General features: G+C 71.0%; 17 protein-coding genes and 3 pseudogenes. 8 read left to right on the forward strand and 12 right to left on the reverse strand.

Translation table 11 applies throughout. The features are described from left to right. Positions 1 to 118 precede the first annotated feature (118 nt). Positions 119 to 847 carry a class I SAM-dependent methyltransferase gene (locus DIZ27_RS33530; protein ID WP_109382181.1) on the reverse strand — a complete coding sequence of 243 codons (729 nt, stop codon included), beginning with the start codon at positions 845 to 847 and terminating at the stop codon, positions 119 to 121. An 88-nt stretch (positions 848 to 935) separates the two neighbouring features. On the opposite strand from DIZ27_RS33530, the gene DIZ27_RS33535 reads away from it, so the two are divergent. The 3 genes from DIZ27_RS33535 (at position 936) to DIZ27_RS33545 (ending at position 4,207) form a co-directional block, all read left to right on the forward strand. Then, positions 936 to 1,334 (forward strand): nuclear transport factor 2 family protein, encoded by a 399-nt coding sequence (locus DIZ27_RS33535; protein WP_109382182.1) that lies wholly within the window; start codon positions 936 to 938, stop codon positions 1,332 to 1,334. Positions 1,335 to 1,781: 447 nt separating this feature from the next. Further along, a complete protein-coding gene (rho, locus tag DIZ27_RS33540) occupies positions 1,782 to 2,933 on the forward strand; it encodes a transcription termination factor Rho (RefSeq protein WP_109382183.1) in 1,152 nt (383 codons plus the stop codon). 83 nt (positions 2,934 to 3,016) lie between these two features. Next, on the forward strand, positions 3,017 to 4,207 hold the full coding sequence (locus tag DIZ27_RS33545) for a D-alanyl-D-alanine carboxypeptidase family protein (RefSeq protein ID WP_109382184.1): 1,191 nt from the start codon (positions 3,017 to 3,019) through the stop codon (positions 4,205 to 4,207). A 21-nt stretch (positions 4,208 to 4,228) separates the two neighbouring features. On the opposite strand, the gene DIZ27_RS33550 is transcribed toward DIZ27_RS33545, so the two are convergent. Together DIZ27_RS33550 and DIZ27_RS33555 are read right to left on the reverse strand one after the other, a co-directional pair. After that, the gene (locus tag DIZ27_RS33550) at positions 4,229 to 5,245 is read right to left on the reverse strand and encodes an asparaginase (protein WP_109382185.1); all 1,017 of its coding nucleotides are present in this window, start codon (positions 5,243 to 5,245) and stop codon (positions 4,229 to 4,231) included. Between the two features lie 23 nt (positions 5,246 to 5,268). Then, positions 5,269 to 6,006 (reverse strand): FadR/GntR family transcriptional regulator, encoded by a 738-nt coding sequence (locus DIZ27_RS33555; RefSeq protein ID WP_109382186.1) that lies wholly within the window; start codon positions 6,004 to 6,006, stop codon positions 5,269 to 5,271. Between the two features lie 135 nt (positions 6,007 to 6,141). On the opposite strand from DIZ27_RS33555, the gene DIZ27_RS33560 reads away from it, so the two are divergent. Continuing rightward, positions 6,142 to 7,188, forward strand: coding sequence for an acyl-CoA desaturase (locus tag DIZ27_RS33560; protein ID WP_109382187.1), 1,047 nt, complete (start codon positions 6,142 to 6,144; stop codon positions 7,186 to 7,188). A 48-nt stretch (positions 7,189 to 7,236) separates the two neighbouring features. Here the strand turns inward: DIZ27_RS33560 and crcB are convergent, their stop codons facing one another. From crcB to DIZ27_RS33590, 6 genes and pseudogenes are all read right to left on the reverse strand, one after another. Next, complete coding sequence (gene crcB / locus DIZ27_RS33565; protein ID WP_109382188.1) at positions 7,237 to 7,611, reverse strand: fluoride efflux transporter CrcB; 375 nt, start codon at positions 7,609 to 7,611, stop codon at positions 7,237 to 7,239. Continuing rightward, positions 7,608 to 7,994 (reverse strand): DUF190 domain-containing protein, encoded by a 387-nt coding sequence (locus tag DIZ27_RS33570; RefSeq protein ID WP_109382189.1) that lies wholly within the window; start codon positions 7,992 to 7,994, stop codon positions 7,608 to 7,610. Before DIZ27_RS33570 ends, crcB begins: the two co-directional genes overlap by 4 nt. After that, on the reverse strand, positions 7,991 to 8,437 hold the full coding sequence (locus DIZ27_RS33575; RefSeq protein WP_109382190.1) for a CrcB family protein: 447 nt from the start codon (positions 8,435 to 8,437) through the stop codon (positions 7,991 to 7,993). The genes DIZ27_RS33570 and DIZ27_RS33575 overlap by 4 nt, the downstream gene beginning before the upstream one ends. Positions 8,438 to 8,603: 166 nt before the next feature. Continuing rightward, positions 8,604 to 8,900, reverse strand: coding sequence for a helix-turn-helix transcriptional regulator (locus DIZ27_RS33580; RefSeq protein ID WP_181383814.1), 297 nt, complete (start codon positions 8,898 to 8,900; stop codon positions 8,604 to 8,606). A gap of 230 nt (positions 8,901 to 9,130) precedes the next feature. After that, positions 9,131 to 9,369: pseudogene (locus DIZ27_RS47690) on the reverse strand (arabinogalactan endo-1,4-beta-galactosidase); the annotation flags it as partial. A gap of 63 nt (positions 9,370 to 9,432) precedes the next feature. Then, a pseudogene (locus DIZ27_RS33590) lies at positions 9,433 to 9,606 on the reverse strand (Beta-galactosidase C-terminal domain); the annotation flags it as partial. Positions 9,607 to 9,689: 83 nt separating this feature from the next. On the opposite strand from DIZ27_RS33590, the gene DIZ27_RS33595 reads away from it, so the two are divergent. The 3 genes from DIZ27_RS33595 to DIZ27_RS33605 all read left to right on the forward strand — a co-directional run bounded on the left by DIZ27_RS33595 (position 9,690) and on the right by DIZ27_RS33605 (position 12,178). Further along, positions 9,690 to 9,953, forward strand: a complete 264-nt coding sequence (locus DIZ27_RS33595) for a substrate-binding domain-containing protein (RefSeq protein WP_375232032.1) — start codon at positions 9,690 to 9,692, stop codon at positions 9,951 to 9,953. Between the two features lie 70 nt (positions 9,954 to 10,023). Continuing rightward, positions 10,024 to 10,413: a MarR family winged helix-turn-helix transcriptional regulator gene (locus DIZ27_RS33600; RefSeq protein WP_109382191.1), complete on the forward strand. Its 390-nt coding sequence runs from the start codon at positions 10,024 to 10,026 to the stop codon at positions 10,411 to 10,413. A 346-nt stretch (positions 10,414 to 10,759) separates the two neighbouring features. Next, positions 10,760 to 12,178, forward strand: coding sequence for a sugar porter family MFS transporter (locus DIZ27_RS33605; RefSeq protein WP_109382192.1), 1,419 nt, complete (start codon positions 10,760 to 10,762; stop codon positions 12,176 to 12,178). 314 nt (positions 12,179 to 12,492) lie between these two features. Here the strand turns inward: DIZ27_RS33605 and DIZ27_RS33610 are convergent, their stop codons facing one another. The 3 genes and pseudogenes from DIZ27_RS33610 to DIZ27_RS33620 all read right to left on the reverse strand — a co-directional run bounded on the left by DIZ27_RS33610 (position 12,493) and on the right by DIZ27_RS33620 (position 15,168). Beyond that, entirely contained in the window at positions 12,493 to 13,947 is a 1,455-nt protein-coding gene (locus tag DIZ27_RS33610; RefSeq protein ID WP_109382193.1) for a cytosine permease, read from the reverse strand. Positions 13,948 to 14,142: 195 nt separating this feature from the next. Continuing rightward, positions 14,143 to 14,671, reverse strand: a pseudogene (locus DIZ27_RS33615) (zinc ribbon domain-containing protein); the annotation flags it as partial. A gap of 92 nt (positions 14,672 to 14,763) precedes the next feature. Continuing rightward, entirely contained in the window at positions 14,764 to 15,168 is a 405-nt protein-coding gene (locus DIZ27_RS33620) for an SseB family protein (protein WP_109382194.1), read from the reverse strand. Positions 15,169 to 15,382: 214 nt separating this feature from the next. On the opposite strand from DIZ27_RS33620, the gene DIZ27_RS33625 reads away from it, so the two are divergent. Beyond that, entirely contained in the window at positions 15,383 to 16,828 is a 1,446-nt protein-coding gene (locus DIZ27_RS33625; protein WP_109382195.1) for a glyceraldehyde-3-phosphate dehydrogenase, read from the forward strand. Positions 16,829 to 16,834: the final 6 nt, after the last annotated feature.

Here is a 16,834-nt window from a genome sequence, read left to right on the forward strand (position 1 = left end):
CGGGGGAGGCCGAATGGCTGGTCAGGGCGGGGTGACGTGGTTTCAGGTTCACTGGTTCGGCCGCTGCCCGGTCGGCGTAGCGTTTCTGCTCGACAAGGCCGACCGGGGCGCGCTCCGGCTACTCCTCGGGCCGCTGGGCGACGACCAGGCGGACCCGGGGGCTGCCGTCCGGCCGCTGCCCGAAATCGGGCAGCGGGTGGAGTTCGACCCGGAATCCGGCCCGGTCCAGCTCGCGCCGGAGGTCACCGAAGCGGAGGGCGCGGTAGTACATGACGAACGGCGGGCGCCACACCGCGTTGCGCACCCGCATCACCGCGTCGAAGCCCGTCAGCATCCAGTACGCGAGTGAGCCCGGCCGGGGCGGAGCGACCACCGGGAAGGCGAACCGTCCCCCCGGCCGCAGCACGCGGTGGACCTGGGCGAACAGCTCCGGCAGCTCGCGCGGCAGGAAGTGGCCGAATGCCCCGAAGCTCACCACCAGATCGAAGACGGGCCCGAACGGCAGCGCCCGCGCGTCCGCCCGCACATGACCGGCCGGCGGCCCCCCGGGCCGGGTCCGCTCGCGCGCGACGGCGAGCATGCCCGCGCTGAAGTCGACGCCGGTGACGCTTCGACGGCACACCCGCGCCAGTACGTCCATGCCCGCGCCGGTGCCGCAGCACAGGTCGAGCCCCGTGTCGAACGGCCCCAGTCTCCGCAGCGTCCCGGCGGTGGCGTCGAGCACCGAGTCGGGCGTACGGAAAGGGGTGTGGTCGAACTTCGACGCGAGGAGGTCGTAGCCGCGCTCCACGGACGACAACGCCTGGACGGCGAGTTCCCGCAGACGCGGGCCTTCGGGGCTGAACATCGCATCAGCCTAGACCCAGGCGTTGCCCGAAGGGCCGAGGAGCTAGCCTCGTGCGCACCTGTGCGATCCGTTGATGTGAGGAGCTGTGATGCGGGCATTCCGTGAGGCTGTCGAGGCGCACGACATGGACGCCGCCGAAGCGCTGCTGGCCGAGGACGTCGTCTTCACCAGCCCGGTCGTCTTCAAGCCCTACACCGGCAAGCCGATCACGGCGGCGATCCTGCGCACGGTGGCGGAGGTCTTCGAGGACTTCCGGTACCTCCGGGAGATCAACGACGTGAACGGCCGCGACCACGCGCTCGTCTTCTCCGCGCGGGTGGGTGACCGCGAGATCGAGGGCTGCGACTTCATCCATGTCGACGACGACGGCCGTATCGACGAATTCACCGTGATGGTGCGCCCGTTGTCCGGCGCGCAGGCACTCGCGGCCGCCATGGGCGCGCAGTTCGAGAAAATCGCGCGTGAGGAGCGGGACCGCTTGGCCTGAGCACACTCGGGAACGGCGGAGCACCGCCCGATCGCCCGACCGGCTCCGTCCCAGGGCCCGCCGACCGCCCCGGCGGGCCCTTCTCCGGCTCTCCGGCTCGTACACCGTCGCCCTCGACCGCGCTCTCGCGCCCCGTGGTACCTTGGCGGCAGCACTCGTTCAGCGCCTCCACGCACACCGCAGGCGTCGGTGCCTTTCCTCTCTTTCTTCTTTTGTTCTTCTCTCTCTTTTTCACCGGTTCATCGGTTCGCCGATCCGCCCGTCGTTTCCGACCGGCCGTCCGGCTTTCCACACCACCTCGTGAGCAGGGCTTCATCGCCACGGCCGAGGTGCTGTTTCCCGCAGCCCAGGGTGGCAGACGCACCCTCCGGCACGGTTCCCCCTTTCCTTCGTACGTCCGTTCCGCCGCATGTTCTTCCCCCGTCGTCCACGAAAGGTCCGACCTCCGTGACCACCACCGCACTCCCCCGCCCCTCCGTCCACCAGCAGCCCCGGCCCGTCAGCGGTGTCCTCGACATCGACGCGGCCGGGAAGGCGCAGCTGCGGGCCGGCACCTGCCTGCCCTCCCCGTCCGACCCCGCCGTCTCCCCCGCGCTGGTCCGCCGGCACGGCCTGCGCAAGGGCGATCACGTCGAGGGGCTGCGCGGCGACCGGCGCGGTCTCACCGAGGTCGCCCGGGTCAACGGCCGTACGCCCGACGCCCTGCGCCACCGGCCGCACTTCGGGGACCTGACACCGCTTCACCCGCGGGAGCGGCTGCGCCTGGAGCACCCCGCGTCCGGTCCGGCCGGGCGCCTCGTCGATCTGCTCGCGCCCGTCGGCAAGGGGCAGCGCGGTCTGCTCGTGGCCCCGCCGAAGACCGGCAAGACCGTTCTGATCCAGCAGCTCGCGGCGGCCGTGGCGGGCAACCACCCCGAGTGCCGGCTGATGGTCGTACTGCTCGACGAGCGTCCCGAGGAGGTCACCGACATGCGGCGCTCGGTGCGCGGCGAGGTGTACGCCTCGACCTTCGACCGGCCCGCGCAACAGCACATCGCTCTTGCCGAGCTGGTGATCGAGCGGGCCAAACGGCTGGTCGAGGCGGGCGAGGACGTCGTCGTCCTGCTCGACTCGCTGACCCGGCTCTGCCGGGCGTACAACAACGCCGCGCCCTCCGGTGGCCGCACCATGAGCGGTGGTGTCGACACGTCCGCGCTGATCGGGCCGAAGCGGTTCTTCGGCGCCGCCCGCAAGGCGGAGGAAGGCGGCTCGCTCACGATTCTCGCCTCGGCCCTGGTGGAGACCGGCTCCCGCGCCGACGAGTTCTACTTCGAGGAGCTCAAGGGCACCGGCAACATGGAGCTCCGGCTGAGCCGCGAAGCGGCCTCCCGCCGGCTGTTCCCGGCCGTCGACATCGTCCCGTCCGGCACCCGTCGCGAGGAACTGCTGCTCACCCCCGGGGAGTTGACGGCCGCACGCGGCCTGCGGCGGGTTCTGCGGCCCCGGGACGGGCAGGCGGCCGGCCTGGAAACCCTGCTGGAGCGGATACGGGAGACCCCCGACAACGCGACCTTCCTCCGGCGCGTCCGGCCGACCCTGCCCGGTGGCCGGCCGACGTGACGGCGTGCGGCATCCGGGTGCTCGCGAAGGGCCTCCGGCCCGGTCACCACGGCCCTCCAGGGTTCCATTCCTACGTTTGCCGTATGGCTATCGGATTTGCTTCACGGGCTGCCGTGTCCACCTGCGCCCTCTGCACGGCGGGCCTGCTGGCGCTCGCACCCGCCGCGGCGACCGCCGGTACGCGTCCGAACCCCGCGCCGCAGGCCGGCTCCGGAGCACGCGCCGCGCCGGACTCACTGCTGTACCGCTCCGGCACACAGGTGCGCCCGCGCGCCGAAGCACCCGAGGTCCCGGAGCTGTCCGCCCGATCGTGGCTGGTGGCCGACGCCGACTCCGGCGAGGTGCTCGCGGCGCACGACGCGCACCGCAGGCTGCCGCCCGCCAGCACGCTGAAGACCCTGTTCGCCCTCACCGTGCTGCCCGTCCTGCCGGGCGGCCTCCGGCACACCGTCAGCGAGGAGGAACTCTCGGACATCGGCCCCGGCAGCAGCCGCGTCGGGGTCGCCGAGGACCACACCTACCGGATCTCCGACCTGTGGAACGGGGTCTTCCTCAGCTCCGGCAACGACGCCGTGCACGTCCTGGCCGCGCTCAACGGCGGCTGGCGGGTCACCGCCGAGCGGATGCAGGAAAAGGCCCGCGCCCTGGGTGCCCACGACACCTGGGTGAGGTCGCCCGACGGCTACGACGCTCCCGGCCAGGTGTCCTCGGCGTTCGACCTGGCCGTCTTCGGCCGGGCGGGACTGCACAGCCCTGACTTCGCGCGGTACTGCTCCCGCGTGGAAGCGATGTTCCCCGGCCGTGACGGCGGATCGTACGGGATCCTCAACACCAACCGGCTGCTCACCGGCGCCGACGGTGTGGAGCGCTACCCCGGCCTCGTCGGGATCAAGAACGGCTACACCAGCAATGCCGGCAACACCCTCGTGGCGGCCGCCCGCAGGGACGGGCACACCCTCGTGGCCACGGTCCTCAACCCCCGGTCGGGCGGCGGACACACCGTGTACGAGGAGGCACGCGCGCTGCTGGACTGGGGGTTCGAGGCGTCCGGCCGGGTCGATCCGGTGGGGTCGCTGGACGCCCTGCGGGCCACGTCGCTGCCGGGACCCCGGGGCCGACCCGCGGCCGGTCCGACCCCGGCTTCGGCCCCCGAGGCACGGGACGCCGAGCCGGAGCGGCCGGTGGCGTGGACGATCACGTGCACCGCGCTGCTGGGCGCGGCGGGCGTGGCGCTGTTCCTGCGGCTCAGGTGGGGCCCGACCGTACCGGGGTGATTCCCCGCCCGCGCGGACCGCTCACCGCGCACCGGACCGGTCGAGCGGGGCGAGCGCGGGTGCGAGGCGGACATCGCCGACCGGGCGGCCGCCGCCGAGCAGCGGTTCGCCCGCGAATCCGGTGAGCAGGGCCGGGTCGACACCGGCCCGGGCGAGGGCGGCGGCGGTCACCGGGACACGTGCCCGGCCTGCGCCGTCGGAGATCTTCACGGCCACGGCACGGCCGTCGGGCAGGGCTGCGACCTGGACGCCCTCGTAGCCGTCCTTGGCGAGCAGCCCGGGAACGGTCCGCATCAGGGCGGCGACGTCCCGGCCGGAGCCGGAGGCCATCTCGGGGTGCTCCCGCATCGCGTCGGCGACCCGGGCCTCGGGGGTGCCGGGCGCGGCGGTGATGACGCGGGCGGCGGCACGGGCGAGTCCGTGCAGGGAGACGGCGAACAGGGGCGCGCCGCAGCCGTCGACGGTCACCCGGGCGACGCGCTGCCCGGTGAGCTCCTCGACGCTCGCGGCGATCGCCCGCTGGAGGGGGTGGGTGGGCTCGAGGTAGTCGTCGAGGGACCAGCCGTTGAGCTTCGCGGTGAGCAGCATGGCGGCGTGCTTGCCGGAGCAGTTCTGGGCGAGCCGGGAGGGCGGGCGGCCGTCGCGCACCCAGGCGTCCCGCACGGCCGGGCCGAGCGGGAGGTCCGGGACGTTGCGCAGGTGGTCCTCGGTGAGTCCGGCACCCGCGAGGACGCGCCGGACACCGGCGAGGTGGCGTTCCTCGCCGGAGTGGCTGGCCGCGGCGAGGGATAGCAGTTCACCGTCGAGCGGCAGCCCGGCGCGCACCATGGCGACGGTCTGGACGGGCTTGAGCGCGGAGCGCGGGTAGCAGGCGGCCTCGATGTCACCGAGCCGGAGCCGGACCTCGCCGTCGGCGCCGAGGACGACGGCGGAACCGTAGTGGACGCCCTCGACGACCCCGCCGCGGACCAGGTGGGCGACGGGGGCGTGGAGGGGTTCGCGGACCGGGGGTGCGGCCGCGGGGGGAGGAATGTTCATCAGGATCGGTCTTCCGTGGTGGTTCAGGATCGGTCTTCCGTGGTGGTGTCCGTGGAAGTGTGCGCGCCCGGCGGGCGGACGATGGCGGCGAGAGTCGTCTCGACGCGGTCGAGATGGTGGGACATCGCCGCGAGGGCGTCGTCCTCGGAGCCGTCGGTCAGCGCCTCCACGATCGCCCGGTGCTCGCGGTTGGAGTGCTCGCGCCGGTCCCCCAGCTGGTTCAGGAAGGCGGACTGGCGGGCCAGCGCGTCCCGGATCTCCTCGATGACCCGGCGGAACACGGGGTTCTGGGTGGACTCGGCCACGGCGAGGTGGAAAAGAGTGTCCATGGCGACCCACGCGGTGGTGTCGGTCTCCCGGTCCATCCGGTCCAGCAGGTGGTTCAGCAGGTCGAGGTTCTCGGGGGTGCGCCGCCGGGCCGCGTACCGGGCGACCGGGAGTTCGACGTGGCGGCGCACTTCCAGCAGGTCACCGGCCGCGTAGTCGCCGAACCTGGGCTCTCCCACCGCATCGGCCACGACGAAGGTGCCCTTGCCGGTCCTGGACACGGTCAGGCCCATGGTCTGCAGTGCCCGCAGGGCCTCGCGCAGCACCGGCCTGGAGACCCCGAGGGTGCGGCACAGCTCCGCCTCGGAGGGAAGTTTGTCGCCGATCGCGTACGCGCCCCGCTCGATGGCGTCGCGAAGGTGGGAGAGAACCGCTTCCATCGCGCTCACGCGGCGCGGCCCCGCCCCACCTGTCTGGCTGTCTGACAGGTTCACGGAAGTGATCGTGCGGGCGAACGCGGGGGCTGTCAAGCAGGGGGCGGCCCGGTGTGCGCGGTGGGGCTACCCACCCCCTCGTTCCGGGGGTCGACATCATTCTGCGGCCGGGCAACCGTTCACATACTCAAGTGCATGGCCAACCCAACGGTGCTCACCGGAACCCCGCTCACACGCGACCGCGAGAAGGGGAGCGACTTCGCCGAACTGTCGCGGCGCATAGCCGCAGAAGGGCTGCTCAGGCGCCGCCCGCTCTACTACACCCTGCGCTTCGGGGCCCTGGCCCTCGCACTCGCGGGAGGGGTGACCGCCTTCCTCCTCCTGGGCGACAGCTGGAGCCAGCTGCTCGTCGCGGCGGCCCTGTCCGTGGTCTTCGGGCAGCTCGCACTCGCCGCGCACGACCTGGCGCACCGCCAGGTGTTCTCCCGTCGGCGCCCCAGCGAAGTCGGTGGTCTGCTGGTGGCCGACGTGCTGCTGGGCATGAGCTACGGCTGGTGGATGAACAAGCACACCCGCCACCACGCGAATCCCAACCACGAGCAGAAGGACCCGGATGTCGCCCCCGACCTCCTGGTCTGGTCACGACGCCAGGCGAGCCGGGCCCAGGGCATCGCGCGGTTCATCGGAAAGCACCAGGCGGCGTTGTTCCTTCCGATGCTGACGTTGGAGGGACTCAATCTGAGTTTCAGCAGCTTCAGGGCGCTGCGCAGCCCGTCGGTGAAGCGGCCGGTGCTGGAGGGGACGCTGCTCGTCGCCCACTTCGCCCTGTACTTCGGTGGCCTGTTCACGGTGCTCTCCCCCGGCAAGGCGCTCGCTTTCCTCGCCGTCCACCAGGGTCTGTTCGGGATCTACCTCGGCTCGGTGTTCGCCCCCAACCACAAGGGCATGCCGATGATCGAGGAGGGGACGCGCCTGGACTTCCTGCGCCGTCAGGTCCTCACCTCCCGCAACGTCAGGGGCGGTGTGTTCGTCGACGTCTTCATGGGCGGGCTGAACCACCAGATCGAGCACCATCTCTTCCCCAGCATGCCCACGCCCGCCCTCGGCCGGGCCCAGGTCATCACCGAGCGGTACTGCGCGGAACTGGGCATCCCGTACTGCCGGACAGGGCTGTTCGCCTCGTACGGCACGGCACTGCGCCACCTCAGGAGCGTGGGGGAACCACTGCGCGAGGCCCGCTGAGGGGGCTGCGGCTCGCACGCGCGGCGGCGGAAGCGGCCGGGACGTCCGTCACGCCCACAGCGCGTCGGCCAGGGCCGTGCCGGCGAACGCCGCGCCCAGCCCGGCCGCGACGCTCGCCACGACGTTCACGGCGGCATAGCGGACGGCCCCCGCCTCGGCGAGGCGGAGGGTCTCGTAGGAGAAGGTCGAGTACGTGGTCAGGGCGCCGCACAGACCTGTTCCGAGCAGCAGCTGGAGGTGCGAACTCGCGGCGCCCTCCGCCGCCGCGCCGGTGAGCAGGCCGAGCGTCAGGCAGCCGGCCACGTTCACCGTGAAGGTCCCCCAGGGGAACACCGAGTCGTACCGGGACTGCACCGCGCGGTCGGTGAGGTAGCGCAGGGGTGCCCCGATGACGGCGCCGAGGACGACCAGCAGCCAGTTCACGGCCCTTCGCCCTTCGTCCCGGGAGCGGCGGGAGGGCCGGGAGGGCGTTCGTGGCCCGGGTACCGGACCACCTCGCAGGCCTCGAGGGTCACCAGGCCCTCGGTGACGAGCGCGTCGAGCTCGGGCAGGAAGGCCCGTACCCGCTCCTCGGTGTCGACGACGACCACCGCCACCGGCAGGTCCTCGCTCAGGGACAGCAGCCGGGAGGTGTGGACGAGCGAGGAGGCGCCGAATCCCTCGATGCCGCGGAAGACGCTGGCGCCCGCCAGTCCCGCCGCGTGGGCCCGGTGGACGATCTCCGAGTAGAGAGGCCGGTGGTGCCAGGTGTCGTTCTCGCCGATGAACACGGTCAGGCGCAGCGCACTGCCGGTCAGCCCTGTCATGGCTGCCTCCTGTTCAGAACGCGACGGGTCGCGGACGCGGCCGCCCACACGGCGCCGAGCGCCGCGAGCGGGGTGACGGCGAGGTAGGTGAGGGCGAGGCCGTGGCTGCCGCCGTCGAACAGGTTCCGGCCGTCGACGGCGTAGGTCGAGAAGGTCGTGAAACCGCCGAGGACTCCGGTGCCGAAGAACGGGCGGACCAGGGGGTGGGCGGTACGGACCTCGGTGATGATCACCATGAACACGCCGATCACGGCGCAGCCGGTGATGTTGACCCCCAGGGTCGTCCAGGGGAACCCGTCCGCCGGTGTCGGCCACCACAGGGAGGCCGCGTACCGGGCGGTGGCGCCCGCTCCCCCGCCGAGGGCGACCACCGCGACGACGGGAGCGGTGGCACGCCGGGCGGGGCGGCGTCCGCGGAGAACCTCGGTGGGCGGGGCTGTCACGGGCGTACGTCTCCTACTCGTCGAGCGGCCCGGACGTGCGGGCGCGCGCCTCCACAAGTAGGGGCCGTTGGCGGCGTGCCGCGGTTCGGGTACGGCGGGCCCCACCGCCGCGCCGCGAGACGTGCTCGCGGCCGAAGGCCACCCTAACGCCTGGGGCACGAGAGGGTCACTTCACGCTGCCGTGGTCGTCGCGCGGTGGCGTGCGCCACCAGCCCTTCTCGAACACCGCCGCGACCTCGGCGATCCGCACCTCGTCGCGCCGGTAGTACGGGCGGCCGGCGACGTGGCTGGTGCGCAGCAGGCCGATGGCCGTGAGCAGCCGGAGGTGGCCGAGGGCCACGGGGTGGGGCATGCCGAACCGGGCGGCGACGGCTTCCGAGGTGACTCCGTGCGCGGCGTGGCCGGGCTCTCTCAGCCACGTCAGGATGCGCAGTCGGGTCCTGTCGGCGGGAGTCCTCAGCATGCCGTCCACCTCCGCCCCGGCGTCCTCTCCGGGCACGTCCACTGTCCCGCGATCGGAGCCCCCGTGTCATGCGCTCCGGCACCTTGTCCGAGAGTCGGCCCGCCCTGGCCACAAGGCGGTCGAACCGCACATCGCCTCGAGGGAACGGGCCCGGCCGCACAGGCACCGTGCGTGCGACCGGGCCCCGCCGCGACTGCAGGAACTCACGAACTCACCGGTGGCGGAACCACGCCGCCACGGCCGCCGGGCTCGGTGTACGAGGCGGCGGTGTCGCCGTACTCGGAGTACTCGGAGTGCTCGGAGTACTCGGGCCAGCCGCGGGGGACGGCCGCGCCTGAACCGTCGGCCTCGAAGCCGCCGTCGGTGAGCGTGCTCGCCGCGGTCGCGGTCCGGGCGGGGGTGCGGTGAGGGAGAGTCCTGCGGCGAGCGGCAGCAGCAGGGCCCGGAGCGTGCGTCCGGGATGGAACATGGGTGTTCGTCGTCCCTCCGCCCGCGGTGTGAGCTGTTCACGCGGGCGGAGGGGAGTCGTGGCTCAGCGGTCGAGTCGGACGACCCGGACGGCTCCGCCCGGGACCGCCAGGCGGCCCGCGGCGCGTTCACCCGTCAGCAGTTCGGTGCCGGGGGTGTCGAGCGGCACCTCGGTGTCGGTGCCGGTGTGGTTGACGGCGAACAGGAACGTGCCCGACTCCCCGGTGCGGCGCACCACTCATCGTCTCCGGTGACCACAGCCGGGCCAGCGGTGAGGCGGGCGCGGAGCGGCTGCTGACCCGTGCGCCGGACTTGGACGCCGTGTTCGTCGCCTCCGATCTGATGGCGCAGGCGGTGCTGACGGCGCTGCGCCGTGCGGGGCACCGGGTACCGGAGGACGTGGCGGTCGGCGGCTTCGACGACTCCCCGGCCGCCGTCGCCACCGGCCCCGGCCTCACCACGATCCGCCGACCCTGGGACCGCATCAGCACCGAGATGGTACGGGTCCTGCCGGCCCGGATCGGCGGCGAGGAACCGGCCGCGGTGATCCTCCCGACGGAACCGGTGAAGCGCGAGTTGACATAGCACGCCGTCCCTGGCCACCGGCGGGAATGCACACGGTCGTTGAAAAACCAACGAGTGCTACCGTTCACCTATGGCAGCTGAGGCGGTGGACTCGCGGCTCGAGGAGCGGTGGCGGGAGATCCTGTCGGTGCACGCGCGCACCCTCGGCGAGATCGACCGCGCGCTGCATCCGTACGGTCTGGGGGCCTCCGACTTCGAGGTGCTCGACATCCTGGTGGCCTCCCCGCCCGCGGAGGGCGAGCAGTGCAGAGTGCAGAACCTGGCCGGACGGATCCATCTCAGCCAGAGCGCGCTGTCCCGTCTCATCGCCCGGCTGGAGAAGGACGGCCTGGTCGCCCGGAGCGTCTGCGCGGAGGACCGGCGGGGCGTGTACGTGACGCTCACCCGAAAGGGCCGCGACCTGCACGCCGAGGTACTGCCGCTGCAGCGCGCGGCCCTCACCCGCGCGCTGGGCGGATAGCCGCCGCCCCACAGGGCGGCCGCGGCGGCGGTACGCCTGCATGCCCACAGGCATTCGGAACGACTCGTCCAGCCGAAGCACGGGCCCGGGCCCCGCTGCCCGGGAACTCCTGCGCCATGAACCCCGCGTGCCTCCGCGACTTCGGGGTAGTCGGATCATGTCCGATAATTGACTGCACCATTTGAACGCAAGCCCACTCGGCGGGCGGTGAAATCTCGCAGTAGCAGGGGTGTTGACTTCGACATGTGAAGGCACGGTCTCTGCGGCGTTGTTTTTTCCTTCAGGTTTCACCTGGAAGGGCTGACCCCCACTCCGGCAGCGTTGCCGGTGCGCCCGAGGAGTACACGTGACCAGCACAGAGCAGGCCCCCAGGCCAGGAGCCGGTACGGCTCATCCCGAACATCTCGGGCACGTCATCTTCATCGCGGCGTCGGCCGCCATGGGCGGTTTCCTCTTCGGTTACGACAGCTCCGTGATCAACGGCGCCGTCGAGGCCATCCGGAGCCGCTATGGCATCGGATCCGCGGAGCTGGCCCAGGTCATCGCCATCGCCCTGATCGGCTGCGCCGTCGGCGCCGCGACCGCGGGCCGCATAGCCGACCGCATCGGCCGCATCCGGTGCATGCAGATCGCCGCGACCCTGTTCGCCATCAGCGCCATCGGCTCGGCCCTGCCCTTCGCCCTGTGGGACCTCGCCTTCTGGCGCATCGTCGGCGGCTTCGCCATCGGCATGGCCTCGGTCATCGGTCCCGCCTACATCGCCGAGGTCGCCCCGCCCGCCTACCGCGGCCGCCTCGGCTCCTTCCAGCAGGCCGCGATCGTCGTCGGCATCGCCACCTCCCAGCTGGTCAACTGGGGTCTGCTCCACGCCGCCGGCGGCAACCAGCGCGGCAACCTGATCGGCCTGGAGACCTGGCAGGTCATGCTGGGCGTGATGGTCGTCCCGGCCATGCTGTACGGGATGCTCTCCTTCGTCATTCCCGAGTCCCCCCGCTACCTGCTCTCCGTCGGCCGCCGCGAGCGCGCCCGCGAGATTCTCGCCGAGGTCGAGGGCAAGGGCATCGACCTCGACGCCCGCGTGACCGAGATCGAGCACGCCATGAAGCGCGAGCACAAGTCCACCTTCAAGGACCTGCTCGGCAGCAGCTTCCTCTTCAAGCGGATCGTCTGGATCGGCATCGGTTTGTCCGCGTTCCAGCAGTTCGTCGGCATCAACGTCGCGTTCTACTACTCCGCGACGCTGTGGCAGTCGGTCGGCATCAATCCGACGGACTCGTTCCTCTACTCGTTCACGACATCGATCATCAACATCATCGGCACCGTGATCGCGATGATCTTCGTGGACCGCATCGGCCGCAAGCCGCTCGCACTCATCGGCTCCTCCGGCATGGTCGTCAGCCTGGCCCTGGAGGCCTGGGCGTTCTCGCACCCGTTGGTCGACGGCAAGCTGCCGGCCACCCAGGGCCTGATCGCCCTGGTCGCCGCCCACCTCTTCGTCCTCTTCTTCGCCCTGTCCTGGGGTGTAGTCGTCTGGGTGCTGCTCGGCGAGATGTTCCCGAACAAGATCCGCGCCGCCGCGCTGGGCGTGGCCGCCGCCGCGCAGTGGATCGCCAACTGGATGATCACCGCGAGCTTCCCGTCGCTGGCCGACTGGAACCTCTCCGGCACCTACCTGATCTACACGTTCTTCGCGGCGCTCTCCATCCCGTTCGTCCTGAAGTTCGTCAAGGAGACGAAGGGCAAGGCGCTGGAGGAGATGGGGTGACTCCCGGCTCGGTCCCGAGGAGAAGGGCCCGAGTCCCCGCCGCCGATCCCCAGGGCTCGCAGAGCGGCTTCCTCGATGATCCGCAGTCGGAGGTGGATCTGCTCCCGGTGCTCCTCGGCCGTCCGCGGGTGCTCGGTGCCGAAGGCGATCAGATCGAGATGGGCGCGCACCGGCACCGATCCCCACACTGTCGTACGCCAGGACTCGAACCCGGCGGACTGGTGGGAACAGAGGATCAGTACCGAGGCCGGGCGGGCCAGGCGTTTTCACTGACGGAGCTCCACCCGCGGTGGAGGGGGAGCGGTCGGGACGCGTCAGACGCCCAGGGGCTCGGGCTGCTCGACGGGCTCCGCTGCGGCCGCCGCTCGAGGCGGCACCGGCGGCTTGGGCAGCGCCAGGTACAGCAGGCCGGAGACCAGAATCGTCGCGATCCAGCCGAGGCCGTACTCGCCGATGACGTTGTTCCTGGCCAGCGGGCCGGTGAACCAGGCGGACGTGGTGAACATCAGCCCCGCGGCGAGGCCGGTCGCCCAAGCGGTGACCGCGGCGGGGGAGAAACCGCCCCGGTACCAGTAAGCGCTGGCGCGGGTGGTGTCGGCCATGGCCTGACCGTCGTACTCCGTACGCCGCAGCATGTCCGCGCCGAAGACGCCGACCCAGGCGGAGAAGGCGACCGCGAGCAGTGACAGGAAAGCGATGAACGAACCCATGAAGCCGGTCGCCACCAGCATCAGCACACTGCCGAAGACCAGCGAGATCACGGCATTGACCGACACCGCCCAGTGGCGCGGCACCCGGAAGCCGAGCGTCTGCGCGGTGAAGCCGGCCGAGTACATCGACATCGCGTTGATCAGCAGCATGCCGATCAACGCCATCAGCAGATACGGCACCGCGATCCAGGTCGGCAGGATCTTCCCGAGGAAGGAGACCGGGTCGGCGGCCGAGGCGAGGTCCGGCACGGAGGTCGCCATCACCACGCCCATGAGCACCATCGGCAGGACGACGATGCCGGCACCGCCGATCGAGGTGCCCACGATCGCCCTGGCGGAGGCCGTACGCGGCAGATAGCGCGTGAAGTCCGGCGCCGACGGGATCCAGCTGACACCGCCCGCCGCGATCATGCCGATACCGGTGATCACCGCGGCCGTCGATCCGGCGGAGTGGGCGAACACCCTCGGCCAGTCGGTGTCCACGATCAGGTGGGCGAGGACCAGGACCGAGAACAGACCGAAGAGGTAGGTCGCGTACTTGTTGCACCGTTGCACGGCGTTGATGCCGAGCCCGGAGATCGCGAAGGTCGCGACGACGAAAGCCAGCAGCATCACCATGTCCAGCGCGCTGTTCGCCTTCAGGCCGAACAGAATGTGCAGGATGGTGAGCATCGCGTAGGCGCCGACCACCGCGTTGATCGTCTCCCAGCCCCAGCGGGCCACCCAGATCAGCGAGCCGGGCAGCAGGTTGCCGCGCTGCCCGAAGACCGCCCGGGACAGCGCCATGCCGGGCGCCCCGCCGCGCTTTCCCGCGATGCCGATGAGCCCGACCAGGCCGTACGACACGACAGGGGCGACGACGGCGACGACGAGCGCCTGCCAGAGATTGAGGTGATACGCCACGACGAGGCTCGCGCCCATGGTGAGCAGCAGCACGCTGATGTTGGCGCCGACCCAGGTGGGGAACAGCTCGCGGGTTCTGGCGGTGCGCTCACGATCGGGCACCTGTTCGATGCCGCGGGTTTCCAGTGCGCCTTCTGTCTCGGCGGTCCTGCTCATGAAGAAGGGTTCCGTGCTTCGGTCGGGGAAAGCGACTACGCGCGTACGGACGCGACCGCCCTATCCTACTTTGATCCGACTTAAGTAATTCAGTGGCGTTTGTCTCCTCGCTGAAGGAACAAGCCTCCTCGGGCCGGGAACCACGGCTGATACCGGCAGGGTTGTGACTCCACCCACGCGTAAACGCGCGGGCTTCGCCGTGCATGCGAACTTCGCCTGGGTGGCGCGGCTCTCCTTCGCGGTGCGCCCGCAGGACGGGCAGGTGCGGGAGGTGTTGCGAGGGTCCACGGCGATGACGGTCCGACCGGCGCTTTCAGCCTTGCGGCCGAGGCTCACGAGGCCCCCAACCCGTGTCGAGGGTGCCCCGGTTCAGGCCCGCTTTGGCGGCGGCGCCGCTCGGGAGGAAAGAGCCTGGCCGCTCGGGGTCGGGCTTGGGTTCGGGGGCGCGGGTCATGCCCGTTGTGTTGAGCCGCTCGTGGGCGATCACGTCGTGATCGCGGACGAGGTACCAGCATCTCCCTTCCCGCTTGATGCCGATCGTCTCGACCCGGCCGCGTACCGGGCGGTGCCGGTGCACGCGGGCGTGGCCGATGCCCTGGAGGCGGACGCGGGCCTGCGCATCGTGCGGGGTGGAGTCCCAGCGGCAGCCGTCACCGTCTTTCGGGAAGGTGACGGTGTCGAAGTGCCCGACGTCCTTGAACCCGGGGTATCCGGTCCTGGCGCCGCCGCCGTGGTCCGGCACGACTTCCAGACCGGGCAGGCGGTCAGCCGCCCACTGACCGCCTGCGACCACTGAACGCGTGCGGAAGGACTCGCCTAGGGGCGGGCCAGCAGGGTGCGGACTCCTTCGGACGTCAGCGTGAGGCGGTGTTCGGAGCTGCCGTCGATGGTGAGGGACAGTTCGTCGGCCGGCCACTGCGCGGCCAGGGCGCCGAGCGGTACCAGACGGTAGCGGGAGACGAACGGGAGCAGGCCCGACATCTCCAGTTCCGAGGTGAACACGGGCACCACCTGGATGCCGTCCGGCTGTTCCATCACCGGCAGCGCGACGGCGCCGGGGTCGGCGGCCGTCTCGTCGCCCGTGTCGTCGGGCACGGGGATCAGTACGTCACTGTTGGCGAGGGCGTCCAGAGCCGCCGTGTCCTCGGTGTTCTCCGAGAGAGCGTCCAGGGCCCGCTGGGCGGGCGTGGGTCCGTTGTTCTCGTGCGCGGGTGTCTCCATGGCTGTTTCCCTCGTAGCGGTGGTCGTACGGACCGGACCGGATCGGTGATCGGAACAAGATCCGCTCCGGGCACGGTCCTGCACGCGTACCCGATCGCGCGGGACGCAACCCTGCCGGAAGGACGTCCTCCGAGGGGCCGGAAGGACACCCCCTGAGAGCCTCTTGACCCGCACGGTTATCATATGAGCGCCGCCTAGCTCGAAAGATAATCCTGTGACTGTCAACGAAGACTCGTTCACCAACTGGAAGCACCGCGAGGAAATCGCGGAGTCGATGATCCCGATCATCGGGAAGCTGCACCGCGAGCGGGACGTCACCGTCCTGCTGCACAGCCGCTCCTTGGTGAACAAGTCGGTGGTCTCCATCCTCAAGACCCACCGCTTCGCCCGCCAGATCGCCGGCCAGGAACTCTCGGTCACCGAGACGCTGCCGTTCCTCCAGGCCCTCACCACCCTCGACCTCGGTCCGTCCCAGATCGACCTCGGCCTGCTCGCCGCGACCTACCGGACCGACGAGCGGGGACTGTCGGTGGCGGAGTTCACCGCCGAGGCCGTGGCAGGCGCCACCGGCGCCAACAAGATCGACCGCCGTGAGCCGCGCGACGTCGTCCTCTACGGTTTCGGCCGCATCGGCCGTCTCCTCGCCCGCCTGCTCATCGAGAAGTCGGGCTCGGGCAACGGCCTCAGGCTCCGTGCCGTCGTGGTCCGCCGAGGCGGTGAGCAGGACATCGTCAAGCGGGCCTCGCTGCTGCGCCGCGACTCGGTGCACGGCCAGTTCCAGGGCACGATCACCGTCGACGAGGCGGCTGGAACGATCGTCGCCAACGGCAACACGATCAAGATGATCTACGCCGACGACCCGGCGCAGGTGGACTACACGGCGTACGGCATCAAGAACGCCATCCTCATCGACAACACCGGCAAGTGGCGCGACCGCGAGGGCCTCTCGCAGCACCTGCGCCCCGGTATCGACAAGGTCGTGCTGACCGCCCCCGGCAAGGGCGACGTGCCCAACATCGTGCACGGCGTCAACCACGACACCCTCAAGCCGGACGAGCAGATCCTGTCCTGCGCGTCCTGCACCACCAACGCGATCGTCCCGCCGCTGAAGGCGATGGCGGACGAGTACGGCGTGCTGCGCGGCCACGTGGAGACCGTCCACTCGTTCACCAACGACCAGAACCTGCTGGACAACTACCACAAGTCCGAGCGCCGGGGCCGCTCCGCGCCGATGAACATGGTGATCACCGAGACCGGTGCCGCCTCCGCCGTCGCCAAGGCGCTGCCCGATCTCGAGGCGACGATCACCGGCAGCTCGATCCGGGTCCCCGTACCGGACGTGTCCATCGCGATCCTCAACCTCCAGCTGGGCCGCGCGACCGACCGTGCCGAGGTCCTCGACCACCTCCGCGACGTGTCGCTCACCTCGCCGCTGAAGCGTCAGATCGACTTCATCAGCGCCCCCGACGCGGTCTCCAGCGACTTCATCGGCTCGCGGCACGCGTCGATCGTCGACGCCGGCGCCCTCAAGGTCGAGGGCGACAACGCGATCCTCTACCTCTGGTACGACAACGAGTTCGGCTACTCCTGCCAGGTCGTCCGGGTCGTCCAGTACGTCTCCGGCGTGGAGTACCCCACCTTCCCGGCCCCGGCCCCCTGACCGACG

The sequence above is a fragment of the Streptomyces sp. NWU339 genome (assembly GCF_003143855.1).
In the GTDB taxonomy this organism is placed as follows: domain Bacteria; phylum Actinomycetota; class Actinomycetes; order Streptomycetales; family Streptomycetaceae; genus Streptomyces.

Bases quoted from the DNA above. Each gene is read 5' to 3' on its own strand.
- DIZ27_RS33610 (WP_109382193.1), bottom strand. From the start codon at position 13,947: ATGAGCAGGACCGCCGAGACAGAAGGCGCACTGGAAACCCGCGGCATC.
- DIZ27_RS33550 (WP_109382185.1), bottom strand. From the start codon at position 5,245: ATGAACATTCCTCCCCCCGCGGCCGCACCCCCGGTCCGCGAACCCCTC.
- DIZ27_RS33620 (WP_109382194.1), bottom strand. From the start codon at position 15,168: ATGGAGACACCCGCGCACGAGAACAACGGACCCACGCCCGCCCAGCGG.
- DIZ27_RS33580 (WP_181383814.1), bottom strand. From the start codon at position 8,900: ATGCTGAGGACTCCCGCCGACAGGACCCGACTGCGCATCCTGACGTGG.
- DIZ27_RS33535 (WP_109382182.1), top strand. From the start codon at position 936: ATGCGGGCATTCCGTGAGGCTGTCGAGGCGCACGACATGGACGCCGCC.
- DIZ27_RS33570 (WP_109382189.1), bottom strand. From the start codon at position 7,994: ATGACAGGGCTGACCGGCAGTGCGCTGCGCCTGACCGTGTTCATCGGC.
- DIZ27_RS33600 (WP_109382191.1), top strand. From the start codon at position 10,024: ATGGCAGCTGAGGCGGTGGACTCGCGGCTCGAGGAGCGGTGGCGGGAG.
- DIZ27_RS33560 (WP_109382187.1), top strand. From the start codon at position 6,142: ATGGCCAACCCAACGGTGCTCACCGGAACCCCGCTCACACGCGACCGC.
- DIZ27_RS33545 (WP_109382184.1), top strand. From the start codon at position 3,017: ATGGCTATCGGATTTGCTTCACGGGCTGCCGTGTCCACCTGCGCCCTC.
- DIZ27_RS33530 (WP_109382181.1), bottom strand. From the start codon at position 847: ATGTTCAGCCCCGAAGGCCCGCGTCTGCGGGAACTCGCCGTCCAGGCG.